We start from the raw sequence: 19,425 nt of genomic DNA on the forward strand, positions 1-19,425 counted from the left end.
GCACGGGGGCTACCGCCGGACGCCGCCGGTGCGCTATGGTCGAGTTTCCAACCGAACGATCGGTCGGTAAACCCGCAACGGCGCACCACCCCCGCGCCGACCCCCCCGTTCCACACCCTGCACAGAACAACGGAGTTCGCATGACCTCAACCGTCCAGGAAACCAAGCGCGCCGGGGCGATGTCCCCCGAGGAACGCAAGGTCCTCGCCGGCACCCTCGTGGGTACGTCCATCGAGTGGTACGACTTCTTCATCTACGCCCAGGCGGCCGGCCTCGTCCTGGCGCCGCTCTTCCTCGCCCCGCTCGCCGAGTCGAACCCGACGCTCGCGCAGGTCCTCGCCTTCGCGACCATCGGCATCTCGTTCCTCTTCCGCCCGCTCGGCGCCGTCGTCGCCGGCTGGCTCGGCGACAAGCTCGGACGCAAGCGGATGCTGGTCTTCACGCTCATCCTCATGGGCCTGTCGACCTCGCTCATCGGCTTCCTGCCGACCTATGCCGCCATCGGCATCGCGGCGCCGATCCTGCTGATCCTGCTCCGCATCCTGCAGGGCTTCTCCGCGGGCGGCGAGTGGGGCGGCGCGGCGCTCATGTCGGTCGAGCACGCCCCGAAGGGCAAGCGCGGCTTCTTCGGCGCGTTCCCGCAGATCGGCGTGCCCGTCGGCATGATCCTCGCGACCTTCACGCTGTGGATCATCACCTCGACCATGTCGCCCGAGGCGTTCATGGAGTGGGGTTGGCGCATCCCGTTCATGCTCTCGATCGTCCTGATCGTCGTCGGCTACCTGATCCGCCGCGCGGTCGAGGAGAGCCCGGTCTTCAAGGAGCTCCAGGAGCGCAAGCAGGAGTCCTCGGCGCCGCTCAAGGAGCTCTTCCGGGGCAACACGAAGAACGTGATCCTCACCGCGGTCATCTTCATCGCGAACAACGCGGCCGGCTACCTGCTCATCGCCTACTTCGCGACCTACGCCGTGACCGCGCTCGGCATGGACCGCCCGTCGGTGCTGCTCGCCACGACGTTCGCGTCGTTCGGATGGCTCGTCTTCACGCTGTGGGGCGGCCGCCTCTCCGACCGCCTCGGCCGCATCCGCACCTTCCAGATCGGCTACGTGTTCCTCGCGCTCTGGGCGATCCCGATGTGGTTCCTCATCGACACCGGGAACATCGTCTGGTACTTCACGGCGCTGTTCCTGATGACGTTCGGCCTCGGCCTCTCCTACGGCCCCCAGGCGGCCCTCTACGCCGAGATGTTCCCGGCGAAGGTGCGCTACTCGGGCGTCTCGATCGGCTACGCGCTGGGCGCGATCCTCGGCGGCGCGTTCGCCCCGATGATCGCCGCGGCCCTGCTCGGCGAGACCGGCATGTCGTGGACGATCGGGCTCTACATCGCGATCGCCGCGGTCATCTCCCTGATCGGCGTCTCGATGGTCACGGAGACGAAGGACGTCGACCTGAGCGTCTGACCTCCTGAATCGGCCGAGAGGCGGATGCCGCGTGGCATCCGCCTCTCGTCGTGTTCGCTGCAGGGGCTCGCGGCCGGACGGTCAGTGGCCCGCGCCGAGCTGCCCCGCGAGTCGCGCGTGCATCGCCGAGCTCGCCTCGTTCAGCCCCTCGATGACGACGCGCGCGCCGTGTCGTTCGTACTTCGTCGTGATCGCGTCGAGCGCCGCGACGGTCGAGGCGTCCCAGATGTGCGAGCCCGACATGTCGATCACCACCCGTTCCGGATCGTCGGCGTACTCGAACTGCGTGGTGAGGTCGTTGGACGAGGCGAAGAAGAGCTCGCCGTCGACCGTGTAGTGGGCGGTCGGCACCGACTCGTCGAGCGCGAGCCGACGGGTCACGGTCGCGAAGTGCGCGACGCGACGCGCGAAGGCGACCATCGCCACGAGCACCCCGACGATGACGCCGATCGCGAGGTTGTGGGTGGCGACGACCACGGCGACGGTGGCGACCATGACGGTCGTCTCCGACTTCGGCATCCGCCGCAGGGTCGACCAGCGCACCGAGTGCCAGTCGAAGGTCGCCACGGAGACCATGACCATGACCGCGACGAGCGCGGCCATCGGGATGATCGCGACGAGGTCGCCGAGCCCGACCACGAGGATGAGCAGGAACGCGCCGGCGAGGAACGTCGAGATGCGCGTCCGCGCACCCGAGACCTTCACGTTGATCATGGTCTGGCCGATCATCGCGCACCCGCCCATGCCGCCGAAGAGGCCCGAGAGCATGTTCGCGACGCCCTGGCCGAGCGCCTCACGGGTCTTGCCCGAGCGGGTGTCGGTGAGGTCGTCGACGAGCTTCGCCGTCATCAGCGACTCGAGGAGGCCGACGAGTGCCATCGCGAGCGCGAACGGCGCGATCGTCGCGAACGTCTCCCATGTGAGCGGCACGTTCGGGATGAACAGCTCCGGGAGGCTCTCCGGCAGTTCCCCCTCGTCGCCGACCGTCGGGACCTGCCAGCCGGTGGCCACCACGACGACCGCGAGCACGACGATCGCGATGAGCGGCGCCGGCACGGCCCTGGTCAGCCGGGGCACGCCGACCATGATCACGAGTCCGGCCACGACCAGCGGGTAGACGAGCCACGGCACGCCGATGAGGTGCGGCAGCTGGGCGGCGAAGATCAGGATGGCGAGCGAGTTGACGAAGCCGACCATGACGCTGCGCGGGATGAACCGCATGAGCTTGGCCACCCCGAGCGCTCCGAGCACGAGCTGGAACACGCCGGCGAGGATCACGGTCGCGATGAAGTAGTCCATGCCGTACTCGCGGGCGACCGGCGCGATCACGAGCGCGACGGCGCCCGTGGCGGCGCTGATCATCGCCGGCCGCCCGCCGAGGAACGCGATCGTGACCGCCATCACGAACGACGAGAACAGGCCGACGCGCGGGTCGACCCCCGCGATGATCGAGAACGAGATCGCCTCGGGGATGAGGGCGAGCGCGACGACGAGGCCCGCGAGGACCTCGCGCGTGAGCAGCCGCGGTGTCCGCAGCGCGGTCAGCACCGACGGCTGGTCGCGGGTCCGCTCGCGGGCGTCGGTCTGGGCGTCGGGGCGCGCGGGCGCGGACATGGGGGTCTCCGTTCGGCGGGCTCGGCTCGAGCCGTGTGGGTGTCGAGTGGGCGCCCCGTCGCGCGTGGCCGTCGTGGGCCGGATCGGCCGAGCGGATGGCTCGGGCCGACGTGCCACTGTACCCGCTCGCCCATCGGGCGCCGATTCCTCGGCATCACGATCCGGGCACGCGCCGTCCGGATCGTTGCGCGCCGCAAGGCGACGTGGCTAGGTTGAGGGATATTCGACTCCGCTTCGGGGGGAGTGTGTGGGACGTGTCCTCGGCACTGCATGCGCTCGGTCGATGGGCCTACCGCGCCCGCCTCCTCGTCGTCCTGCTGTGGGTCGGCATCCTCGCCGTGCTGTTCGCCTTCGCGGGCCTGCTCGGCACGGGCCCGAACAACACGTACGCGTTCCCCGGCACGCAGTCGCAGGACGCGCTCGACTCGCTGGCGCGCACGTTCCCCCAGTTCTCCGGGACGTCGGCGCAGCTCATCGCGGTCGCCCCGAAGGGCGGCGACGTCACGGACCCCGACTTTGAGTCGGCCGTCGACGACGCGATCACGGCGATCGGGAACATCCCGCAGGTCTCCGGGGTCAGCTCGCCGTACGACGACACGTCGTCGTTCGACATCGCGTCGGACTCCGCGGCCGTGCTCGTGACGATCCAGCTCACGGTGGAGGCGGTCGACGTCCTCCCGTCGACCTCCGACGCCCTCCAGTCGGAGGGGCGGACCCTGCAGGGGAACCTGCCCGACGGCTCACAGGTCAGCGTCGGCGGCGCCCTCTACTCGCAGGTCAACCCCGGCATTGGCCTCAGCGAGCTCACGAGCGTGTTCATCGCGCTCGGCGTGCTCGTGATCACCTTCGGCTCGCTCGTCGCCGCGGGCATGCCCATCACGACCGCGCTCGTCGGCGTCGGCGCCGCGGTCGCGGTCGTGCTCACGGCGACCCGCTGGCTGACGGTCACCTCGACCGCCCCGCTGCTGGCCGTCATGCTCGGGCTCGCCGTCGGCGTCGACTACTCGCTCTTCATCGTGTCGCGCCACCAGGACCAGGTGAAGCGCGGCATGCCGCCGGAGGAGTCCGCGCCGCGCGCGGTCGCGACGGCCGGGTCGGCCGTGATGTTCGCCGCCACGACCGTGATCATCGCGCTCCTGGGCCTCAGCGTGGCCCGCATCCCGTTCCTCACGATCACCGGCATCAGCGCGGCGCTCGCGGTGGCGACCGCGGCGCTCGTCGCCCTCACGCTCACGCCCGCGCTGCTCGCCTTCGCCGGCTGGCACGTCGTGCCGAAGCGGTACCGCCCGGGGCACGCGGCGGCGAGAGCGGACGGGAAGGGCGAACCCGAGGGCACGACGGATGCCTCGGGCGAGGCCCCGGGCGACCGAGCGGACGCCGCAGACGCCGACCGGGCGGACGCGACGGCCTCGGGCCGGGCGGATGACCCGGGCGCGGCCGATGCGCCCCACGAGGAGGTCGCGGACCCCGCGGCATCCGACCCCGCGGCATCCGATCGCGAGGCGCCCGCCCGACCCGGCGGGTTCTTCGGCCACTGGGTGCGCGGCGCCATCCGCTGGCCACCGGTGACCGTCGTCCTGATCACCGCGGTGCTCGCGCTCGCGGCGCTGCCCGCAGCGCACCTCCGACTGGCCCTGCCCGACTCTGGGTCGCTGCCCGAGGGCGCTCCGGGCCGCGTCACCTACGACCTCATCGCCGAGTACTTCGGGGCGGGGGCGAACGGGCCGCTGATCCTCACGGGCTCGGTGATCCAGAGCACCGACCCGGTGACCCTCGTCGACGACATCGGCGCCGACGTCGCCGACGTGCAGGGCGTCGCGGCCGTGCCGCTCGCGACGCCGAACGAGACCGGCGACACGGCGGTCATCCAGGTGATCCCCGACGGCGCGCCGGATTCCGAGGCGACGGAGCAGCTCGTGCAGCGGCTGCGAGCGATGCACGACGTGTTCCTCGAGGACTACGCGGTCGACCTCGCCGTGACGGGCTACACCGCACTGGGCATCGACATCTCCGAACGCCTCGGCAGCGCACTGCTGCCGTTCGGGCTGCTCGTCGTCGGGCTCTCGCTCGTGCTGCTCGCCATGGTGTTCCGGTCGATCGTGGTCCCGATCACGGCGGCGCTCGGCTACGTGCTCTCGATCGGCGCGGCGTTCGGCCTGACGAGCCTCGTGTTCGTCGACGGCTTCCTCGCCGGCCCGTTGAACGTCGAGTCGGTCGGGGCGGTGACGAGCTTCATGCCGATCATCGTGATGGGCGTGCTGTTCGGGCTCGCGATGGACTACGAGGTGTTCCTCGTCAGCCGCATGCGCGAGGAGTTCCTGAAGAGCGGCGAACCGCGACCGTCGATCGAGCGCGGCTTCCATGCGTCCGCGCGCGTCGTGACCGCGGCCGGGATCATCATGTTCACGGTCTTCAGCGGCTTCATCCTGAACGGCGAGGCGTCGATGCAGCCCATCGCGTTCGGGCTCGCGACCGGCGTCGCGATCGACGCGTTCATCGTGCGGATGACGCTGACGCCGGCGGTGCTCGCATGGTTCGGGCGCCACGCGTGGTGGTTCCCGGCCGGGCTCGACCGGGTGCTCCCCCACTTCGACGTCGAGGGCGAGGGGCTCGCTCGCGAGGACGAGCTGGCCGACTGGCCGGAACCGGGCGACGCGCACGCGATCGTCGGCGAGGGCGTCGCCGTGCGGCGGGAGCCTCGCCTCGTCGGAATCGACGTGCGCGTGCCGGCCGGCGGCGCGCTCGTGGTCGCCGGCGGGACGCCCGAGGAGCGCCGCGCCATGCTGCTCGCCCTCACGGGCCGGCGCCCCGTCGTCGACGGCCGGCTCAAGTGCCTCGGCCTGGTGCTGCCCGTGCGCGCTCGAAGCGTGCGCGCCGACAGCGCCGTCGTCGAGGTCGCGGCGGTCCGCGATCCCATCGCCGCCGTGGTGGATGCCGCGGCCGACGGCCCGGGGCTTCTCGCGATCGACGGGGTCGACCTGCTCGCCGACCCGGCGTCCCGCGAGGAGCTCCGGGAGGTGCTCACGGGCGCCGCGGGCGGCGCGGAGCGCCGGACGGGGCATCCGCTGACCGTGCTCGTCTCATGCGAGCACGCGGAGGCCGCGGAGGCCGTGCTGCCGAACGGCATGGGTCGGACGGTGCTCGAGCCCGCGGCATCCGGCCGCACCGCGACGACGACGACGACGGGGGCGATCACGTGACCGATCCCTCGTTCTCGTCGACGGACGGCGCCGAGCGGCTCGGCGCCCTCGGGATCGTCGGCGTCCTGCTCCTTCCGCTGGCGATCGCAGGCCTGCTCGCGTGGGGGCTCGCCGCGCCGGTGAGCGACTTCGACCGGGTCACGGCCGCGATCGTCAACGACGACGAGCCCGTGCAGTTGAACGGCCAGACCGTGCCCCTCGGCCGCGAGTTCGCGGCCGGCCTCATCGGCGGCATCGCGGGCGAGGGCGCGCCGGACGACCCCGGGGCCGACGCGACCGCGACGCCCGCCCCGAGCGGACCGAACTTCACGTGGATCCTGACGAACGACGGCGACGCCGCGACCGGGCTCCGAGACGGCCGGTACGCGGCGGTGCTCACGATCCCGCCGTCGTTCTCGGCGGACGCGACCTCGATCTCGGGGCCGGCGGCGGATGCCGTGCACGCGACGCTGCACGTGCAGACGACGCCCTCGTCGGCCTACCTCGACCCCGCACTCACCGAGGTCATCACGCAGGCGGCCGTGGCGACGTTCAACGCCCAGCTCACCGAGCGCTACCTGGGGAACGTCTACCAGGGGTTCAACACGATCAACGAACAGATCGGCCAGGCCGCCGACGGCGCCGCCGAACTCGCGTCGGGCGCGTCCTCGCTCGCCAGCGGTGCGAATTCGCTCGCGGCGGGCACCTCGCAGCTCGCGACCGGGCTCGACTCGCTCGACGCCGGGGCCGCAGCGCTCGCCGCGGGCCTCGCGCAGCTCGACGCGTCGGTGCAGGCGCTGCCGTCGGACACGGCCCAGCTGGCGGCCGGCTCGGCCCAGGTCGCCGCGGCGCTCGACGCGATCGCCGGAGCGCTCGACGGTGCGACCGCCGACGTCGCGCGGGTGGTGGACGACCTGTGCGCGGCTCGCCCCGGACCTGCCTGCGATCGCGCGCGGAGCGTGCTCGCTCGCGTGCAGGCGGTCGACGGCGACATCGATGCGCTCGCCTCCGGGGCCGACCAGGTCGCCGCGGGCAACGCGCAACTCGCCGCCGGGATGCCCGGTCTCGTGGCGGGGGTCGACGCGTCGGCGGCGGGTGCGAACGAGGTGGCCGCCGGTGCCGCCGAGAGCGCCGCCGGCGGCGAGCAGGTGAACGAGGGCGCCCAAGAGGTGGCATCCGGCGCCGACGAGACCGCATCCGGCGCCGCGCAGCTCTCCGATGGGCTCGCGCAGGCGGTCGAGCAGATCCCCACCTACTCCGACTCCGACATCTCGACGCTCTCGTCGGTCGTGGCCCAGCCGGCACGGACCGACATCGCGGTTCCGGCCAGCGGAACCCAGTCGGTGCCGCTGTTCGCGACCTTCGCACTCTGGGTCGGCGCGATCGTGCTGGCGCTCGCACGCCGCGCGGTGCCCCAGCGCCGACTGCTCACCTCCTCATCGACGGTGTCGATCACGGGGCGTTCCATCTGGCCCGGTGCGGCGCTCGGGGCCGGCCAGGGGCTGCTCGTCGGCCTCGCGTTGCAACCCGCCCTCGACGCGGACGTCGCCGCGCGCGTCGGCTTCGCCGCCGCCGCGGTGTTCGTCGGCACGGTGTTCGCGCTCGTCAACCACGGCCTCGCGGCCGGATTCGGCGGGCCGGGACGGACCGCGGCCGCCATCGCCGGCGTGATCGGCCTGGCCGCCGGCGTGTCCTCGACCGTTCCCGCCGTGATCGCGGGCACCGCGAACCTCATCCCGACCGGGCCCGGTCACAGCCTGCTGCTCGCCGGACTCGGCGTCGGCTCGGGCTGGGGCGACCTGGTGGCGCTCGTCGTCTACGCCGCGATCGGCGCCGCGCTCGTCGTCCTGGGCGTCGCCCGGCACCGTACCGCCGTGGGCTGAGCCGGCGTCGCGCGGTGGCGCCCGGTGACCCGACCGGCCCGGTCGGTCAGCGTTCGGCTGCAGTCTCCGGCGGCGTCGCGACCGACGCCTCGAGCGAGCGGATGAGGCTTCGCGAATCCCACGGCCCGATGTGACGGCGGCCGTTGACGAAGAACGTCGGCGTCGAGTGCAGGTCCATCAATTCGGCGTCGATCTGGTCGTCCTCGACCCGTCGCACGACCGCGGGCGATCGCAGGTCCTCGAGGAACCTCGAGACGTCGAGGCCGAGTTCCTCCGCATACCGGCACAGGTCGTCGGTCTCGAGCGAGTCCTGGTGCTGGAAGAGCGTGCGCGCCATGTCGAGGAAGCGGCCCTGCAGGGCCGCCGCCTCGTACGCCTGGGCGGCGAGCTTCGCGTGCGGGTGCAGGCCCTCGAGGGGCAGGTGGCGCCAGACCCAGCACACCTCGTCGCCGAACCGGCGGATCACCTGGTCGATGGAGCCGGTCGCGCGAGAGCAGAACGGGCACTCGAAGTCACCGTATTCGACGATCTGGTACGGCGCGTCGGGGCGGCCGCGATAGTGGTCGCGGTCGGGATCGAACGGCCTCGCGAGCACCTTGCCGACGGCGCGCGGAGGGCTCAGCCGATCGGCGATCGCGAAGATCGCCCAGCCGAGCCCGAATGCGATGAGGGAGGCTGTGAGCACGCCGACCCGTCCGTGGTCCTGCGACTCGCCATCGGTGAGCGCGATGCCGACGATGAACAGCGAGATCGTGAACCCGATGCCCGACAGGGCCGCGCCGCCCGCGACCCGCGGCATGCCGAGTCCGGGCGCCAGCTTGCCCATGCCGGTGGCGCGGACGATCGCGGTCGCGGCGGTGATGCCGACGAACTTGCCCACGACGAGTCCGGCGATGATGGCCCAGGTGAGCGGCGACGTGAACGCGGATGCCAGCGTCTCGGCGTCGAGGTGCACCCCGGCGTTCGCGAGCGCGAAGATCGGCAGCACGAGGAAGGCGATGTAGGGGCCCCACTCGGCCTGCAGCCGATCGTTGATCGACAGCGACTCGCGGAGGCTCCGGTTCACGGCCGCCGCGTACTGGGCGCTGGGCGATTCGCGGAAGGCGCGGGTGAGCTCCTCGGTGCGCTCGACCTCGCTGCGGCGCGGTGGGAACACCGGGATGAGCAGCGCGACCGCCACCCCGGCGAGCGTCGGATGGATGCCGGCCATGGCGATGGCGATCCAGAGCGCGATGCCGAGCACGCCGTACGCGAGGCCGCGGCCCGCTCGGAGGTAGCGGACGAGCGCGATCGCGACCATCAGCACGGCGGCGACCGCGAGCGGCACCGGGTCGAGCCCCGAGTTGTAGAAGATGCCGATCGCGAGGAGCGCGCCGACGTCGTCGACGACGGCGAGCGTGAGCAGGAACGTGCGGAGCCGTGCCGGGAACGGCGGGCCGATGATCGCGAGCGCCCCGAGGAGGAACGCCGTGTCGGAGGAGATGACCACGCCCCAGGCCGCGAGTTCGCCGGTCGGCAGCGCGATGACCACGAACAGCAGCGCGGGGACCACGAGTCCGGCGATCGCCGCGACGATCGGCACGATGGCGCGCGATCGGTCGGTGAGCTCGCCGATCGTGAACTCGCGCTTCACCTCGAGGCCGACGACGAAGAAGAAGAGCGTCATGAGCCCGTCGTTCACGACGTCGTGCAGCGTGGCGTGGACCTGCCACCCGCCGAGCCCGATCTCGAGTTCGGCCTCCCAGAACGCCTCGTAGGTCGAGCCCCACGGCGAGTTCGCCCACACGATGGCGAGGATCGTGCCGACGAGCAGCAGCGCGGCCGCCGAACGGTCGCTCGATCCGCGGCGCAGGCGCACCTTGCGACGGGCCGTGCTCGTCGTGGTGTCGGGTGCTGAGGCGGGCGCACTCATGCGCCAATGCTAGGGGCGGATGCCCCGAACGCGGGAGAACACGGGGAACGCCCTCCGGACCCCGTTCGGGGGTCGAGCACCCGCCGCCTCAGATGAACAGCGTCGTGCCGGACTTCTCGGCCTCGCCCAGGAAGGTCGCGACGCCGCCGAACTCGATCCCCTCCATCAGGTCGGTCTCGGCGATGCCGAGGAGGTCCATGGTCATCGTGCAGGCGATGAGCCGCGCCCCGCCCTCGCGGGCGGCGCTCATCAGCTCGGGCACCGACTGCACGTCGTGCTCCTTCATGACGTGCTTGATCATCGCCGGGCCGGCGCCCGCCATGTTCATCTGCGAGAGCGGCAGTCGATCCGCCCCGGAGGGCATCATCATGCCCATCATCCGCTCGAGCGCGCTGTGGTCGCGCTTCGGCGCGTGGTCGCGCCGCAGCGCGTTCAGCCCCCAGAACGTGAAGAACATCGACACCTGCTGCCCCATCGCGAGGGCGCCGTTGGCGATGATGAACGCGGCGAGCATCTTGTCGAGGTCGCCCGAGAACACCACGAACGAGGTCTGGTTCCTCCGCTCGACGACGGCCGTGGTCCCGGAGGCCGCGGCGCCGCCCTTGCGGAACGCCGCGACGAAGCCCGGCCCGTCGGGCGTCATCGACAGCACCTCGTGCCCGTGGCTCGCCGCCCAGGCCGGGCCGTCGCTGACGAAGCCCGGGTCGGAGACGCGCACGACCACCTGGTCGCCCGCGGCGAGGTCGCCCATCGTCGCGGAGAGCCGCATGATCGGGCCGGGGCACGCCAGCCCGGTGCAGTCGAGGTCGACCGACTTCCCGGTCCCCTTCGTCGCCGCGATGAGGTCGACGGCCTCGGCGTAGGCGATCTCGGGCGGCGGCGCGACGGTCGAGGCGGGCTCGACCTCGTGCCGGAAGCGGAAGGTGTTCGAGCCTCCGGACAGCGTCGCGACATCCGCGAAGCCGCGCTGCACGAGCAGCCGGTAGGCGAGGTAGCTGCGGAACCCCACCGCGCAGTACAGGCGGACCGGGATGGACCGGTCCCACTCCTCGCTCGCCGCGCGCAGCGTGGCGAGCGGCACGTTCTCGGCGCCCGGGATGTGCCAGATCCCGAACTCCTCGGGGGTGCGCACGTCGACCAGCCGCGCGCCCTCGACCCGCTCCGGCCAGTCGCTCGCGTACCAGAGCACGAGGTCGCCCCGCAGCACGTTGCCGGCGACGAATCCGGCCATGTTGACCGGGTCCTTCGCCGACCCGAACGGCGGCGCGTAGGCGAGCTCGAGCTCCTCGAGGTCGTGCACGGTGCCGCCGAGCCGGATCACGGTGGCGAGCACGTCGAGCCGCTTGTCGACGCCGTCGAACCCGGCGACCTGCGCGCCGAGGATCCGCCCGTCGACCGGCGAGAACAGGAGCTTGAGGTGCATCTGCGCGGTGCCCGGGTAGTAGCCGGCGTGCCCGGAGGGGTGGATGTGGATCGCGCGGTACTCGATGCCCTCGGCGACGAGCTGGCGCTCGGTGGCTCCGGTGCCGCCCGCGACCATGTCGAACACCTTGACGATCGACGTGCCCTGCGTCGAGCGGTACTCGGTGTCGCGCCCGCAGATGTTCTCCGCGGCGACGCGCGCCTCGCGGTTCGCGGGGCCGGCGAGCGGCGTGATCCACGACCCGGGGAGCACCGTGTGCGGGGTCTCGACGGCGTCGCCCGCCGCCCAGATCGACGGGTCCGACGTGCGCATGTGCGTGTCGACCCGGATGCCGCCGCGCGGCCCGAGCTCGAGGCCGGCATCCGCCGCGAGGCCCACGTTCGGCCGTACGCCGGCCGACAGGATCACGAGGTCGGCGTCGACGAACCGGGTGTTCGTGAGCTCGACCGTGAGCCCGCCGCCGCGGCGCTCCGAGAAGGCCGCCGCGCCGGTCGAGAGGAACAGCTCGACGCCCCGGCTGCGCAGGTGCTGCTCGACGGGCACCGAGACCTCCTTGTCGAGCGGGGGCAGGATCTGGTCGGCGAGCTCGACGATCGTCACCGACGCGCCGCGGTGCTGCAGGTTCTCGGCCATCTCGACGCCGATGTAGCCGGCGCCGATGACGACCGCCCTCACGGGGGCACCCGTCCGTCCGGGCGCGGATGCCGCGGCCGCGAGCGCCTCGTCGAGCTGCGCCTTGATCTCGTCCATGTCCGTGACGTTGCGGAGCACGTGCACGCCGGGCAGGTCGATCCCGGGAAGCGGCGGCCGGAGCGGATCGGCGCCCGGGCAGAGCGCGAGCCGGTCGTACGGCTCGACGTACTCGCGACCGGAGGCGGCCTCGCGCACGGTCACGGTCTTCGCCGCGCGGTCGATCGCCGTCACCTCGGCGCCGACGCGCACGTCGATCGCGAGCGACTCGTGCAGGCTCTCGGGCGTCTGCAGCAGGAGCCGACTGCGATCGGTGATGACCTCGCCGATGTGGTACGGCAGGCCGCAGTTCGCGAACGAGACGTAGTCGCCGCGCTCGAGCACGACGATCTCGGCGAACTCGTCGAGGCGACGTGCACGTGCCGCGACGGAGGCTCCGCCCGCTACCCCTCCGACGACGACGATCTTCATGCTGCGGCCCTTCCCTCGTGCGGTGCCGACGGCCCCGGCGGGCGACCGTCGCGCCCGATGCTAGGCGCACCCGCGCGCCGAACCCGGGCCATCGGTCCCGCGACCCGTTCGGGGGCCGCACCCGCGCGCCGGCCCGGCGTAACCCGGACGGATCGTGATGGCCCACCCGTTCGCGAGCATCGACCTGGGGTTCTCGGCCATGGGCGAGCGCATGCTCTGGTGGGGCGGCTGCGCATGGGACTCGTTCGCCGTCCCCGACCTCCTGGCAGTGCGTACTTCGCGGAGGTCGGCCGGTCGGGGCGCGTTCCGGGGGCTCGGCGACGACGAGGCATCCGCCCGGCCGACCGCGGGTCGAGGACGCGCCCGGCCCGCCCTTCCGCGAGGAGCGCGCATCGGAGTACCGTGACGTTCGGGCGGACCGGCGGGGGCCGTGTCGTCCGGGGGGACGCGATCATGGCGCGGAATCTGGTGCTCTGCCTGGATGGGACGGCCGGCCGGGTGCGGGGCGAGGGCGACTCGAACTGCGTGCGGCTCTACGACCTGCTCGATCTCGACGACGAGGCCGCGCAGGTCGCGTACTACGACCCCGGCGTCGGCACGTTCGCGTCGCCGGGCGCGTGGACGCCGCTCGCGCGCGGGCTGTCGCGTCTCGGGGGCCTGGTCTACGGCGCGGGCATGCGGCAGAACCTCGGCGAGGCGTACGCCTGGCTCATGCAGACCTGGCGGCCCGGCGACCGGATCTTCGTGTTCGGCTTCAGCCGCGGGGCGTTCACCGCGCGTGCGCTGACCGGGATGCTCCGGCTCATCGGGCTCATGCGGCCGGGTTCTGAGAACCAGCTGCAGTACGCCGTCGCGGAGTACGCCCGCCGGGGCGGCGAGGCTCGGATCCCGTGGGACGAGATCCACCGCTTCTCGCGGCTGTTCGCGCAGCAGGTCGACGGCCGCAGCACGATCCCGGTCGAGTACCTCGGGCTGTGGGACACGGTGAAGGCGCTCGGCGTCGTGCGCGTCGCGCCCGACTGGCCCTACACGCGGCAGCTGCCCAACGCGCAGCACATCCGCCACGCGATCTCGATCGACGAGCGGCGACGCCCGTTCCGGGAGTACGAGGTGCGCACCAAGGCCCCCGAGACGCTCGAGGAGGCGTGGTTCGCGGGCATCCACTCGGATGTCGGCGGCACCTTCGCCGACGACCCGAAGCTCTCGACCATCGCGCTGAAGTGGGTGCTCGAGGGGGCGCTCGACCACGGCCTGAAGATCGACGCCAAGCGCACCGCGAAGGCGTTCGAGGGCTTCTCCCCCGCCCACGCCGCCGGTGCGGCGCACCGCAACGGAGCGGTCTGGGGCCTGCTCGTCCCGCGTCGCCGTCCGATCCCACCCGGGGTCCGCGTGCACGCGAGCGTGCGCGACCGGATGTCGGCGACCGACTACCGACCGCGCCTGCCCGCCGACGCGACGTGGGTCGACGAGGACTGGGCGACGGTGCGGCCGGGCTAGGCGCGCACGCCCCGAGGTTCGGGCCCGTCGATCAGGGCACGCGGAAGCGCACCTCGCTCCAGAGCCCGTCCGGGCCGACCTCGAAGTCGAGGTCGGCATCGCCCGCGGGATCGGCGGCGGGATCGTCCGCGCGGATCACGTGCGCCCCGCTCTCGTGCAGCGCCTCGAGGATCTCCGACTTCGGGATGGTCTCCTGCCAGGCCTTCACCGTGCCGACCGGCACCATCGCGACGCCGCCCGAGCGGACGAGCTCGTGCGCCACGGGCTTCGGGGTCGCGTTGTGCGAGCCGTGGTGGCCGACCTTGTAGAACGCGGCGCCCGTGACGAGCGCCCGTGATTCGGGATCGCCCAGCACGTGGTCCCACGCGCCCTGCTGCGAGTCGCCGACGAAGACGAACCTCGTGCCCCTGACGTCGAGCACGAAGAAGAGGCTCGTGTTGTTCACGGAGCGCTCGAGGACGGATGCCGCGCGCAGGAGCGCCTCCTCGTCGAGGGCCAGCTGGCCGAGGCGCATGGCGTCCCGGGCGCGCACCAGCTGGATCGGGATCCGGCCGGAGACCTCGTCGCGCGGCACCTCGTACATGCGGTCGAAGATGTCCAACTCCTCGTCGCGTCCGTTCTCGGCGGCCGCCTCCTCGAGCCAGTGCACCGCCGCGGGCGGGTCCATGCGCTTCAGGTCGTCGGGATCGCGGCTCGGGCCGAGCACGTGGACGACCGCGCCCTCGACCGGAAGCTCGACGCGGTTCTCCGCGGCTTCGCGCCGGGGCAGGAACCTGACGTCGTGATGCTCGGCGCCGCCCTTGAACCCGCCGTCGACGAGCCGCTTCGCCGCCTCGAGGTTCGGACCGGAGTTCACCGCGAAGTCCATCGCGAGCGCCATCGAGCGGCCGAGCGACTCGATCGGCCGCCCGCCCGCCGCCTGCTCGACGAGCCCTTGGAGGGTCGTCGCGGCGGCCGAGAGCCCCTGACGAAGTCCGATCGCGTCGGGATCGTGCTCGTCCTCGACGAACGAGACCCATACCTCGCCGACCTCGACCGCGGCCCAGGCGTCGTCGGCGAACCCGGAGACGTGGTCGGAGTGCCGGTGGGTCGCCGCGACGACGTCGAGCCTCGGCGTCCCGTCGGCGCTCTCGGCGGTGAGCTGGCCGATGACGGCGTCGACGACGTCGCCGATCTTGCGCGGCACGTCGCCCACGCGCGCCCGGCCGTGGCTGTGCACGCCGCAGTCGACGAGCAGTCGCCACGTCGCCGTGTCGTCGGCCACGGTCACCAGGAAGCAGTCGCCGAACCCGGGGTTGTACATCCTGATCGTCACGGTCGCCTCGGACACGGCTCAGCCCTCCTCGGGTGCGTGCAGGCTCGCGAAGGTCAACCGACCCACGGCCGGCTCGTCGAGCCAGATCGCGAGCGGATCGCCGTCCTCGACCTCGCCGAACCACTCGCGGATCTCCGCGAGCCGCGCGCCCCCGGCCGCATGCTGCTCTCGGCCCTGCGCCCGAAGCGGCTCCGGCAGCTTCGCGATCGCCTCCGGTCGCGTGAACGGCAACGGCTTCGGGACGAGCCAGGCGACCCGCCCGTCGACGTTCGCGATCACGGTGCAGGCCGCGTGGATCCGGGTCCGGGTGTCGCGATCGGCACCGGACTCGAGGTCCTCGCGGCGCTGCACGATCTGGATGAAGATCCTCGGACGCGGCTGCCCGTCGGCTCCGGTCTGGAACCCGACGTGCATGCCGAGCACCCGGATCCGGCCGGCGTCAGGATCGAGGCCGAGTTCGACGGCATGCGCCTTCGCCCAGTTCACGGTCTGTGCGTAGACGGCGCGCGAGCGCTCCCGTGCCGCGTTGCCGGCCGCGGTGACCGACGAGGCGGAGGGGTCGAGCTTGATGGTCGAGTCGAGGATCAACTGCCCGAGGTCGACGGTCGCCTCGCCCGCGGTGAGGCTGAGGGGCGCGGTGGGGCCACGCCACAGCAGCGCCTGGTCGGCGAGCGAGACCACGCCGGGCGGGAAGATCCCGCGACGCCGCAGCGCCTCGACGAGGTGGCCGCGGAGGTGGATCCGGTCGTCCGGGAAGAGGTCGCGGTCGGCGGTGATCACGGCACGGACGACGTCGCCGAACGTGACGTCCACCGCGGGCAGGTAGTCGAAGCCGCGGACCACCATCCCGAGGATCCGGTCGGCGTTCTTCACGGCCTCCCCGGCGATGCGGCTCACGAGGTCGGGCGAGAGCTCGCCGTCGGCGAGCACGCCCGAGCCGCCCGTGGCGAGTCGGCGGAGGTCGGCGATCCGCGATCGGTAGGTCGCGAGGTAGGCGTCGAACACGGCCGCCACGAAGATCGCCCCGCGGCGATGCGGCTCGCGTGCGGACTGGAAGTCGGCCGGGTCGGGCGCCGAGCCCACCGCCGAGCGCAACGGCCCGCCGCGGCCGGTCGACCGCCCGAACTCGTCCGCGAGCGAGAGCAGCGCCGTGGCATCCGCCAACTCGCTCCGCGAGCCGGCCACGAAGTCCTCGACGATGTCGGTGAAGAGGAAGTGGTGGAACAGCGCCACCAGGTCGGCGAACGCCTCGTGGAACGCGAAGACGTCGGAGTTCGTCGCGATCGTGAACATCGGTCGCATGCGGTGCACGATCGCGTGCGTGACCTCGTGCGCGATGATGTCGACCGAGAGGCACGTGAACATCAGCTGGTGCGGCAGGCTCGCCTGCGAGTCGGAGTCGTCGGCGCGGTAGTAGCCGAACAGCACCGCGCGCCGGTCCGGATCGAAGTAGGCGTTGCGGCCGTAGAACGCGTGCGGCACGAGCCGGAGCCGGTCCTCGCCGCGCCAGCGGAACCGGCGCCCGGTGAACCGCTCGAACCGTTCGATGACGCTCATCGTGATCGCGTAGACGATCTGCTGGTGCGAGCGCGGGTCGCTCTCCGACGGGCGCAGCCCATCCTGCGCGAGCACCGGTGGATCGTCGAGGTCGACCGGGTGGTACCAGCGGCGCCGCGTGGCGTCGTAGTCGACCACCTGGACGAGCTCGCCGTCGGGACCCGGTCGGAGGCCGGTCTCGAACGGGATGTCGACCGTGAGGAACTGGCCGCTGAGCCGCGAGCTCATCGGGTCGAACGCGAACGCGCGCAGGCGGCGGCGATCGGGTGCCTGGACGGCGGGCACGTTGTGAGTGGAGAGCATCGCAGGCCTCCTCGACAAGGCTGGAACGCATGATGCTGCCGTGCAGGGCCGAACCTAGCGATCCGCGACCGTGCCGGCAACAGGGATCTCCCTGAGGGCTAGCATCGACCTGTCATGACGAATCCAGCTCCGGCATCCACGCCGCTGATGTCGCACAGGCAGATCCTCTTCGTGATCTTCGGCCTGATGGCGGGCATGTTCCTCTCAGCCCTCGACCAGACGGTCGTCGGCACCGCGATCCGCACCATCGGCGACGACCTGAACGGCCTCAGCCAGCAGGCCTGGGTGACGACGGCGTACCTGATCCTCTCGACGATCTCGACGCCGATCTACGGCAAGCTCTCCGACATCTTCGGCCGCCGCCCGCTCTTCATCGCCGCGATCGTGATCTTCATGGTCGGCTCGCTCCTCGCGACGTTCTCGACGTCGATGCTCGAGCTGGCGGCCTTCCGCGCCATCCAGGGCCTCGGCGCCGGCGGCCTCATGTCGATGCCGCTCGCGATCATGGGCGACATGCTCGCCCCGCGCGAGCGCGCCCGGTACCAGGGCTACTTCCTCGCCGTGTTCGGCATCTCGAGCCTCATCGGTCCGCTCGTCGGGGGCCTGTTCGCCGGCGCGGAGGAGATCCTCGGCATCGCGGGGTGGCGGTGGGTGTTCCTCATCAACGTGCCGATCGGCATCGTCGCCCTCGCGATCGTGCTGCGCTTCCTGCACCTGCCGAAGCACGCCCGACCCGGCGTCCGGATCGACTGGTGGGGCGCCGCGACGATCATCATCGGCCTCGTGCCGCTCCTCCTCGTGGCCGAGGAGGGCCGCGACTGGGGCTGGACCAGCCCGCTCGCGATCGCCTGCTACGCGGTGGGCGTGACCGGCCTCACCGCGTTCGTGCTCGTCGAGCGCGCCATGGGCGACGACGCGCTGATCCCGCTGAAGCTCTTCCGCTCGAGCACGTTCTCCATGGCGACGATCATCGGCGTCTTCGTCGGATTCGGCATGTTCGGCGCGATGCTGACCATCCCCCTCTACCTGCAGCTCGTGTTCGGGTCGACCCCGACCGAGAGCGGCTTCCAGATGCTCCCGATGATCCTCGGCCTGATGACCGCGTCGATCCTCAGCGGGCAGATCATCGCGCGCACCGGCCACTACCGCATCTTCCCGATCATCGGCACGGCCATGCTCGCGGCCGGGTTCCTCGACCTCACGACGCTCGAGTACGACTCGTCGTACTGGGTCATGGCCGGCGCCATGGTGCTCATCGGCCTCGGGCTCGGCCAGCTCATGCAGACGCTCACGATCGCCAGCCAGAACTCGGTCGGGCTCCGCGACATGGGCGTGGCCACGAGCGCCTCGACCTTCTTCCGCCAGATCGGCGGCACGGCGGGCACGGCCGTGCTGCTGTCGCTGCTGTTCACCCTCGTGCCCTCGAACGTCACGGGCTCGCTCGCCGACGAGGCGACCCTGTCGGACGCACTCGACGCCGCCCTCGATCCGACGGTCGCCGAGGCGCCCGCGAACGCGGAGATCATGGCGACCATCTACGCCCCGATCGTCGAGCCCATCACGGCGAACCTGCCGCCACAGGTCGACCTGAGCGACGACGCGGCGCGCCAGCAGGTCGTCGAGCAGGCGCTGCCGGCCGTGCAGCAGGCCTTCGACGAGGCGCAGTCGGGCGAGGGCGAGGATGCCTCGGTCGGCACCGGCGCCCTCGACGACACGTCGTTCCTCACGGGCGCCGACCCGCGGCTGACGAAGCCGTTCCTCGTCGGCTTCAACGAGTCCGCCGTCCAGGTGTACTGGGTCGCGCTCGTCGTCGTGCTCATCGCGTTCGTGCTGTCGCTGTTCTTCCGGACGCCGCCGCTGCGGGCGAAGTCGGCCCTCCAGGAGGCGGCCGACGAGCGGGCGGCGGCGAGCGCCGCCGCTGCCGGACCCGGCGGGACAGGCGCGGGTCCGACCGCGGGCGCGGCCGCGCGCGTCGCGGCCGGCAGCGCCGTCGACGATGAAGGGCGCGCCGACACCGGCGTGATCGCGACCCTCGCCGCCGAGGAGTTCGGCGCCATGGTCGAGCCCGGGGGCGACCCGAGCCTGCACCGGCGAGCAGACCCGAGCGGCTGAGCCCGGGTC

11 protein-coding genes are annotated in these 19,425 nt (G+C 72.1%); 6 read left to right on the plus strand and 5 right to left on the minus strand.

Annotated features, from left to right (window positions below):
* Nucleotides 1–140: 140 nt before the first annotated feature.
* On the plus strand, nt 141–1,460 hold the full coding sequence (locus ACSJD1_RS06250) for an MFS transporter (RefSeq protein WP_438854446.1): 1,320 nt from the start codon (nt 141–143) through the stop codon (nt 1,458–1,460).
* Nucleotides 1,461–1,541: 81 nt separating this feature from the next.
* Here the strand turns inward: ACSJD1_RS06250 and ACSJD1_RS06255 are convergent, their stop codons facing one another.
* A complete protein-coding gene (locus tag ACSJD1_RS06255) occupies nt 1,542–3,074 on the minus strand; it encodes a SulP family inorganic anion transporter (RefSeq protein ID WP_438854447.1) in 1,533 nt (510 codons plus the stop codon).
* 254 nt (nt 3,075–3,328) lie between these two features.
* Between ACSJD1_RS06255 and ACSJD1_RS06260 the strand changes: the two genes are divergently transcribed.
* Nucleotides 3,329–6,274 (plus strand): MMPL family transporter, encoded by a 2,946-nt coding sequence (locus ACSJD1_RS06260; RefSeq protein WP_438854448.1) that lies wholly within the window; start codon nt 3,329–3,331, stop codon nt 6,272–6,274.
* Entirely contained in the window at nt 6,271–8,136 is a 1,866-nt protein-coding gene (locus tag ACSJD1_RS06265; RefSeq protein ID WP_438854449.1) for a YhgE/Pip domain-containing protein, read from the plus strand. The genes ACSJD1_RS06260 and ACSJD1_RS06265 overlap by 4 nt, the downstream gene beginning before the upstream one ends.
* 46 nt (nt 8,137–8,182) lie before the next feature.
* On the opposite strand, the gene nhaA is transcribed toward ACSJD1_RS06265, so the two are convergent.
* Nucleotides 8,183–10,048 (minus strand): Na+/H+ antiporter NhaA, encoded by a 1,866-nt coding sequence (gene nhaA, locus ACSJD1_RS06270; protein WP_438854450.1) that lies wholly within the window; start codon nt 10,046–10,048, stop codon nt 8,183–8,185.
* An 88-nt stretch (nt 10,049–10,136) separates the two neighbouring features.
* Nucleotides 10,137–12,632: an FAD-dependent oxidoreductase gene (locus tag ACSJD1_RS06275; RefSeq protein WP_438854451.1), complete on the minus strand. Its 2,496-nt coding sequence runs from the start codon at nt 12,630–12,632 to the stop codon at nt 10,137–10,139.
* A gap of 157 nt (nt 12,633–12,789) precedes the next feature.
* On the opposite strand from ACSJD1_RS06275, the gene ACSJD1_RS06280 reads away from it, so the two are divergent.
* Both ACSJD1_RS06280 and ACSJD1_RS06285 read left to right on the plus strand, forming a co-directional pair.
* The gene (locus ACSJD1_RS06280; RefSeq protein WP_438854452.1) at nt 12,790–13,038 is read left to right on the plus strand and encodes a hypothetical protein; all 249 of its coding nucleotides are present in this window, start codon (nt 12,790–12,792) and stop codon (nt 13,036–13,038) included.
* Nucleotides 13,039–13,085: 47 nt separating this feature from the next.
* On the plus strand, nt 13,086–14,129 hold the full coding sequence (locus tag ACSJD1_RS06285) for a DUF2235 domain-containing protein (RefSeq protein ID WP_438854453.1): 1,044 nt from the start codon (nt 13,086–13,088) through the stop codon (nt 14,127–14,129).
* A 31-nt stretch (nt 14,130–14,160) separates the two neighbouring features.
* Here ACSJD1_RS06285 and ACSJD1_RS06290 read toward each other — a convergent pair whose 3' ends face one another.
* A complete protein-coding gene (locus ACSJD1_RS06290) occupies nt 14,161–15,459 on the minus strand; it encodes a ComEC/Rec2 family competence protein (RefSeq protein WP_438854454.1) in 1,299 nt (432 codons plus the stop codon).
* A gap of 3 nt (nt 15,460–15,462) precedes the next feature.
* Nucleotides 15,463–17,304 (minus strand): gluzincin family metallopeptidase, encoded by a 1,842-nt coding sequence (locus tag ACSJD1_RS06295; protein WP_438854455.1) that lies wholly within the window; start codon nt 17,302–17,304, stop codon nt 15,463–15,465.
* Between the two features lie 114 nt (nt 17,305–17,418).
* On the opposite strand from ACSJD1_RS06295, the gene ACSJD1_RS06300 reads away from it, so the two are divergent.
* Nucleotides 17,419–19,416 (plus strand): MDR family MFS transporter, encoded by a 1,998-nt coding sequence (locus ACSJD1_RS06300; protein WP_438854456.1) that lies wholly within the window; start codon nt 17,419–17,421, stop codon nt 19,414–19,416.
* Nucleotides 19,417–19,425: the final 9 nt, after the last annotated feature.

It is taken from the genome of Agromyces excoecariae (genome assembly GCF_051715505.1).
In the GTDB taxonomy this organism is placed as follows: Bacteria; Actinomycetota; Actinomycetes; order Actinomycetales; family Microbacteriaceae; genus Agromyces.

Bases quoted from the DNA above. Each gene is read 5' to 3' on its own strand.
- ACSJD1_RS06250 (WP_438854446.1), top strand. From the start codon at position 141: ATGACCTCAACCGTCCAGGAAACCAAGCGCGCCGGGGCGATGTCCCCC.
- ACSJD1_RS06255 (WP_438854447.1), bottom strand. From the start codon at position 3,074: ATGTCCGCGCCCGCGCGCCCCGACGCCCAGACCGACGCCCGCGAGCGG.
- nhaA (WP_438854450.1), bottom strand. From the start codon at position 10,048: ATGAGTGCGCCCGCCTCAGCACCCGACACCACGACGAGCACGGCCCGT.
- ACSJD1_RS06275 (WP_438854451.1), bottom strand. From the start codon at position 12,632: ATGAAGATCGTCGTCGTCGGAGGGGTAGCGGGCGGAGCCTCCGTCGCG.
- ACSJD1_RS06280 (WP_438854452.1), top strand. From the start codon at position 12,790: ATGGCCCACCCGTTCGCGAGCATCGACCTGGGGTTCTCGGCCATGGGC.
- ACSJD1_RS06285 (WP_438854453.1), top strand. From the start codon at position 13,086: ATGGCGCGGAATCTGGTGCTCTGCCTGGATGGGACGGCCGGCCGGGTG.
- ACSJD1_RS06295 (WP_438854455.1), bottom strand. From the start codon at position 17,304: ATGCTCTCCACTCACAACGTGCCCGCCGTCCAGGCACCCGATCGCCGC.
- ACSJD1_RS06300 (WP_438854456.1), top strand. From the start codon at position 17,419: ATGACGAATCCAGCTCCGGCATCCACGCCGCTGATGTCGCACAGGCAG.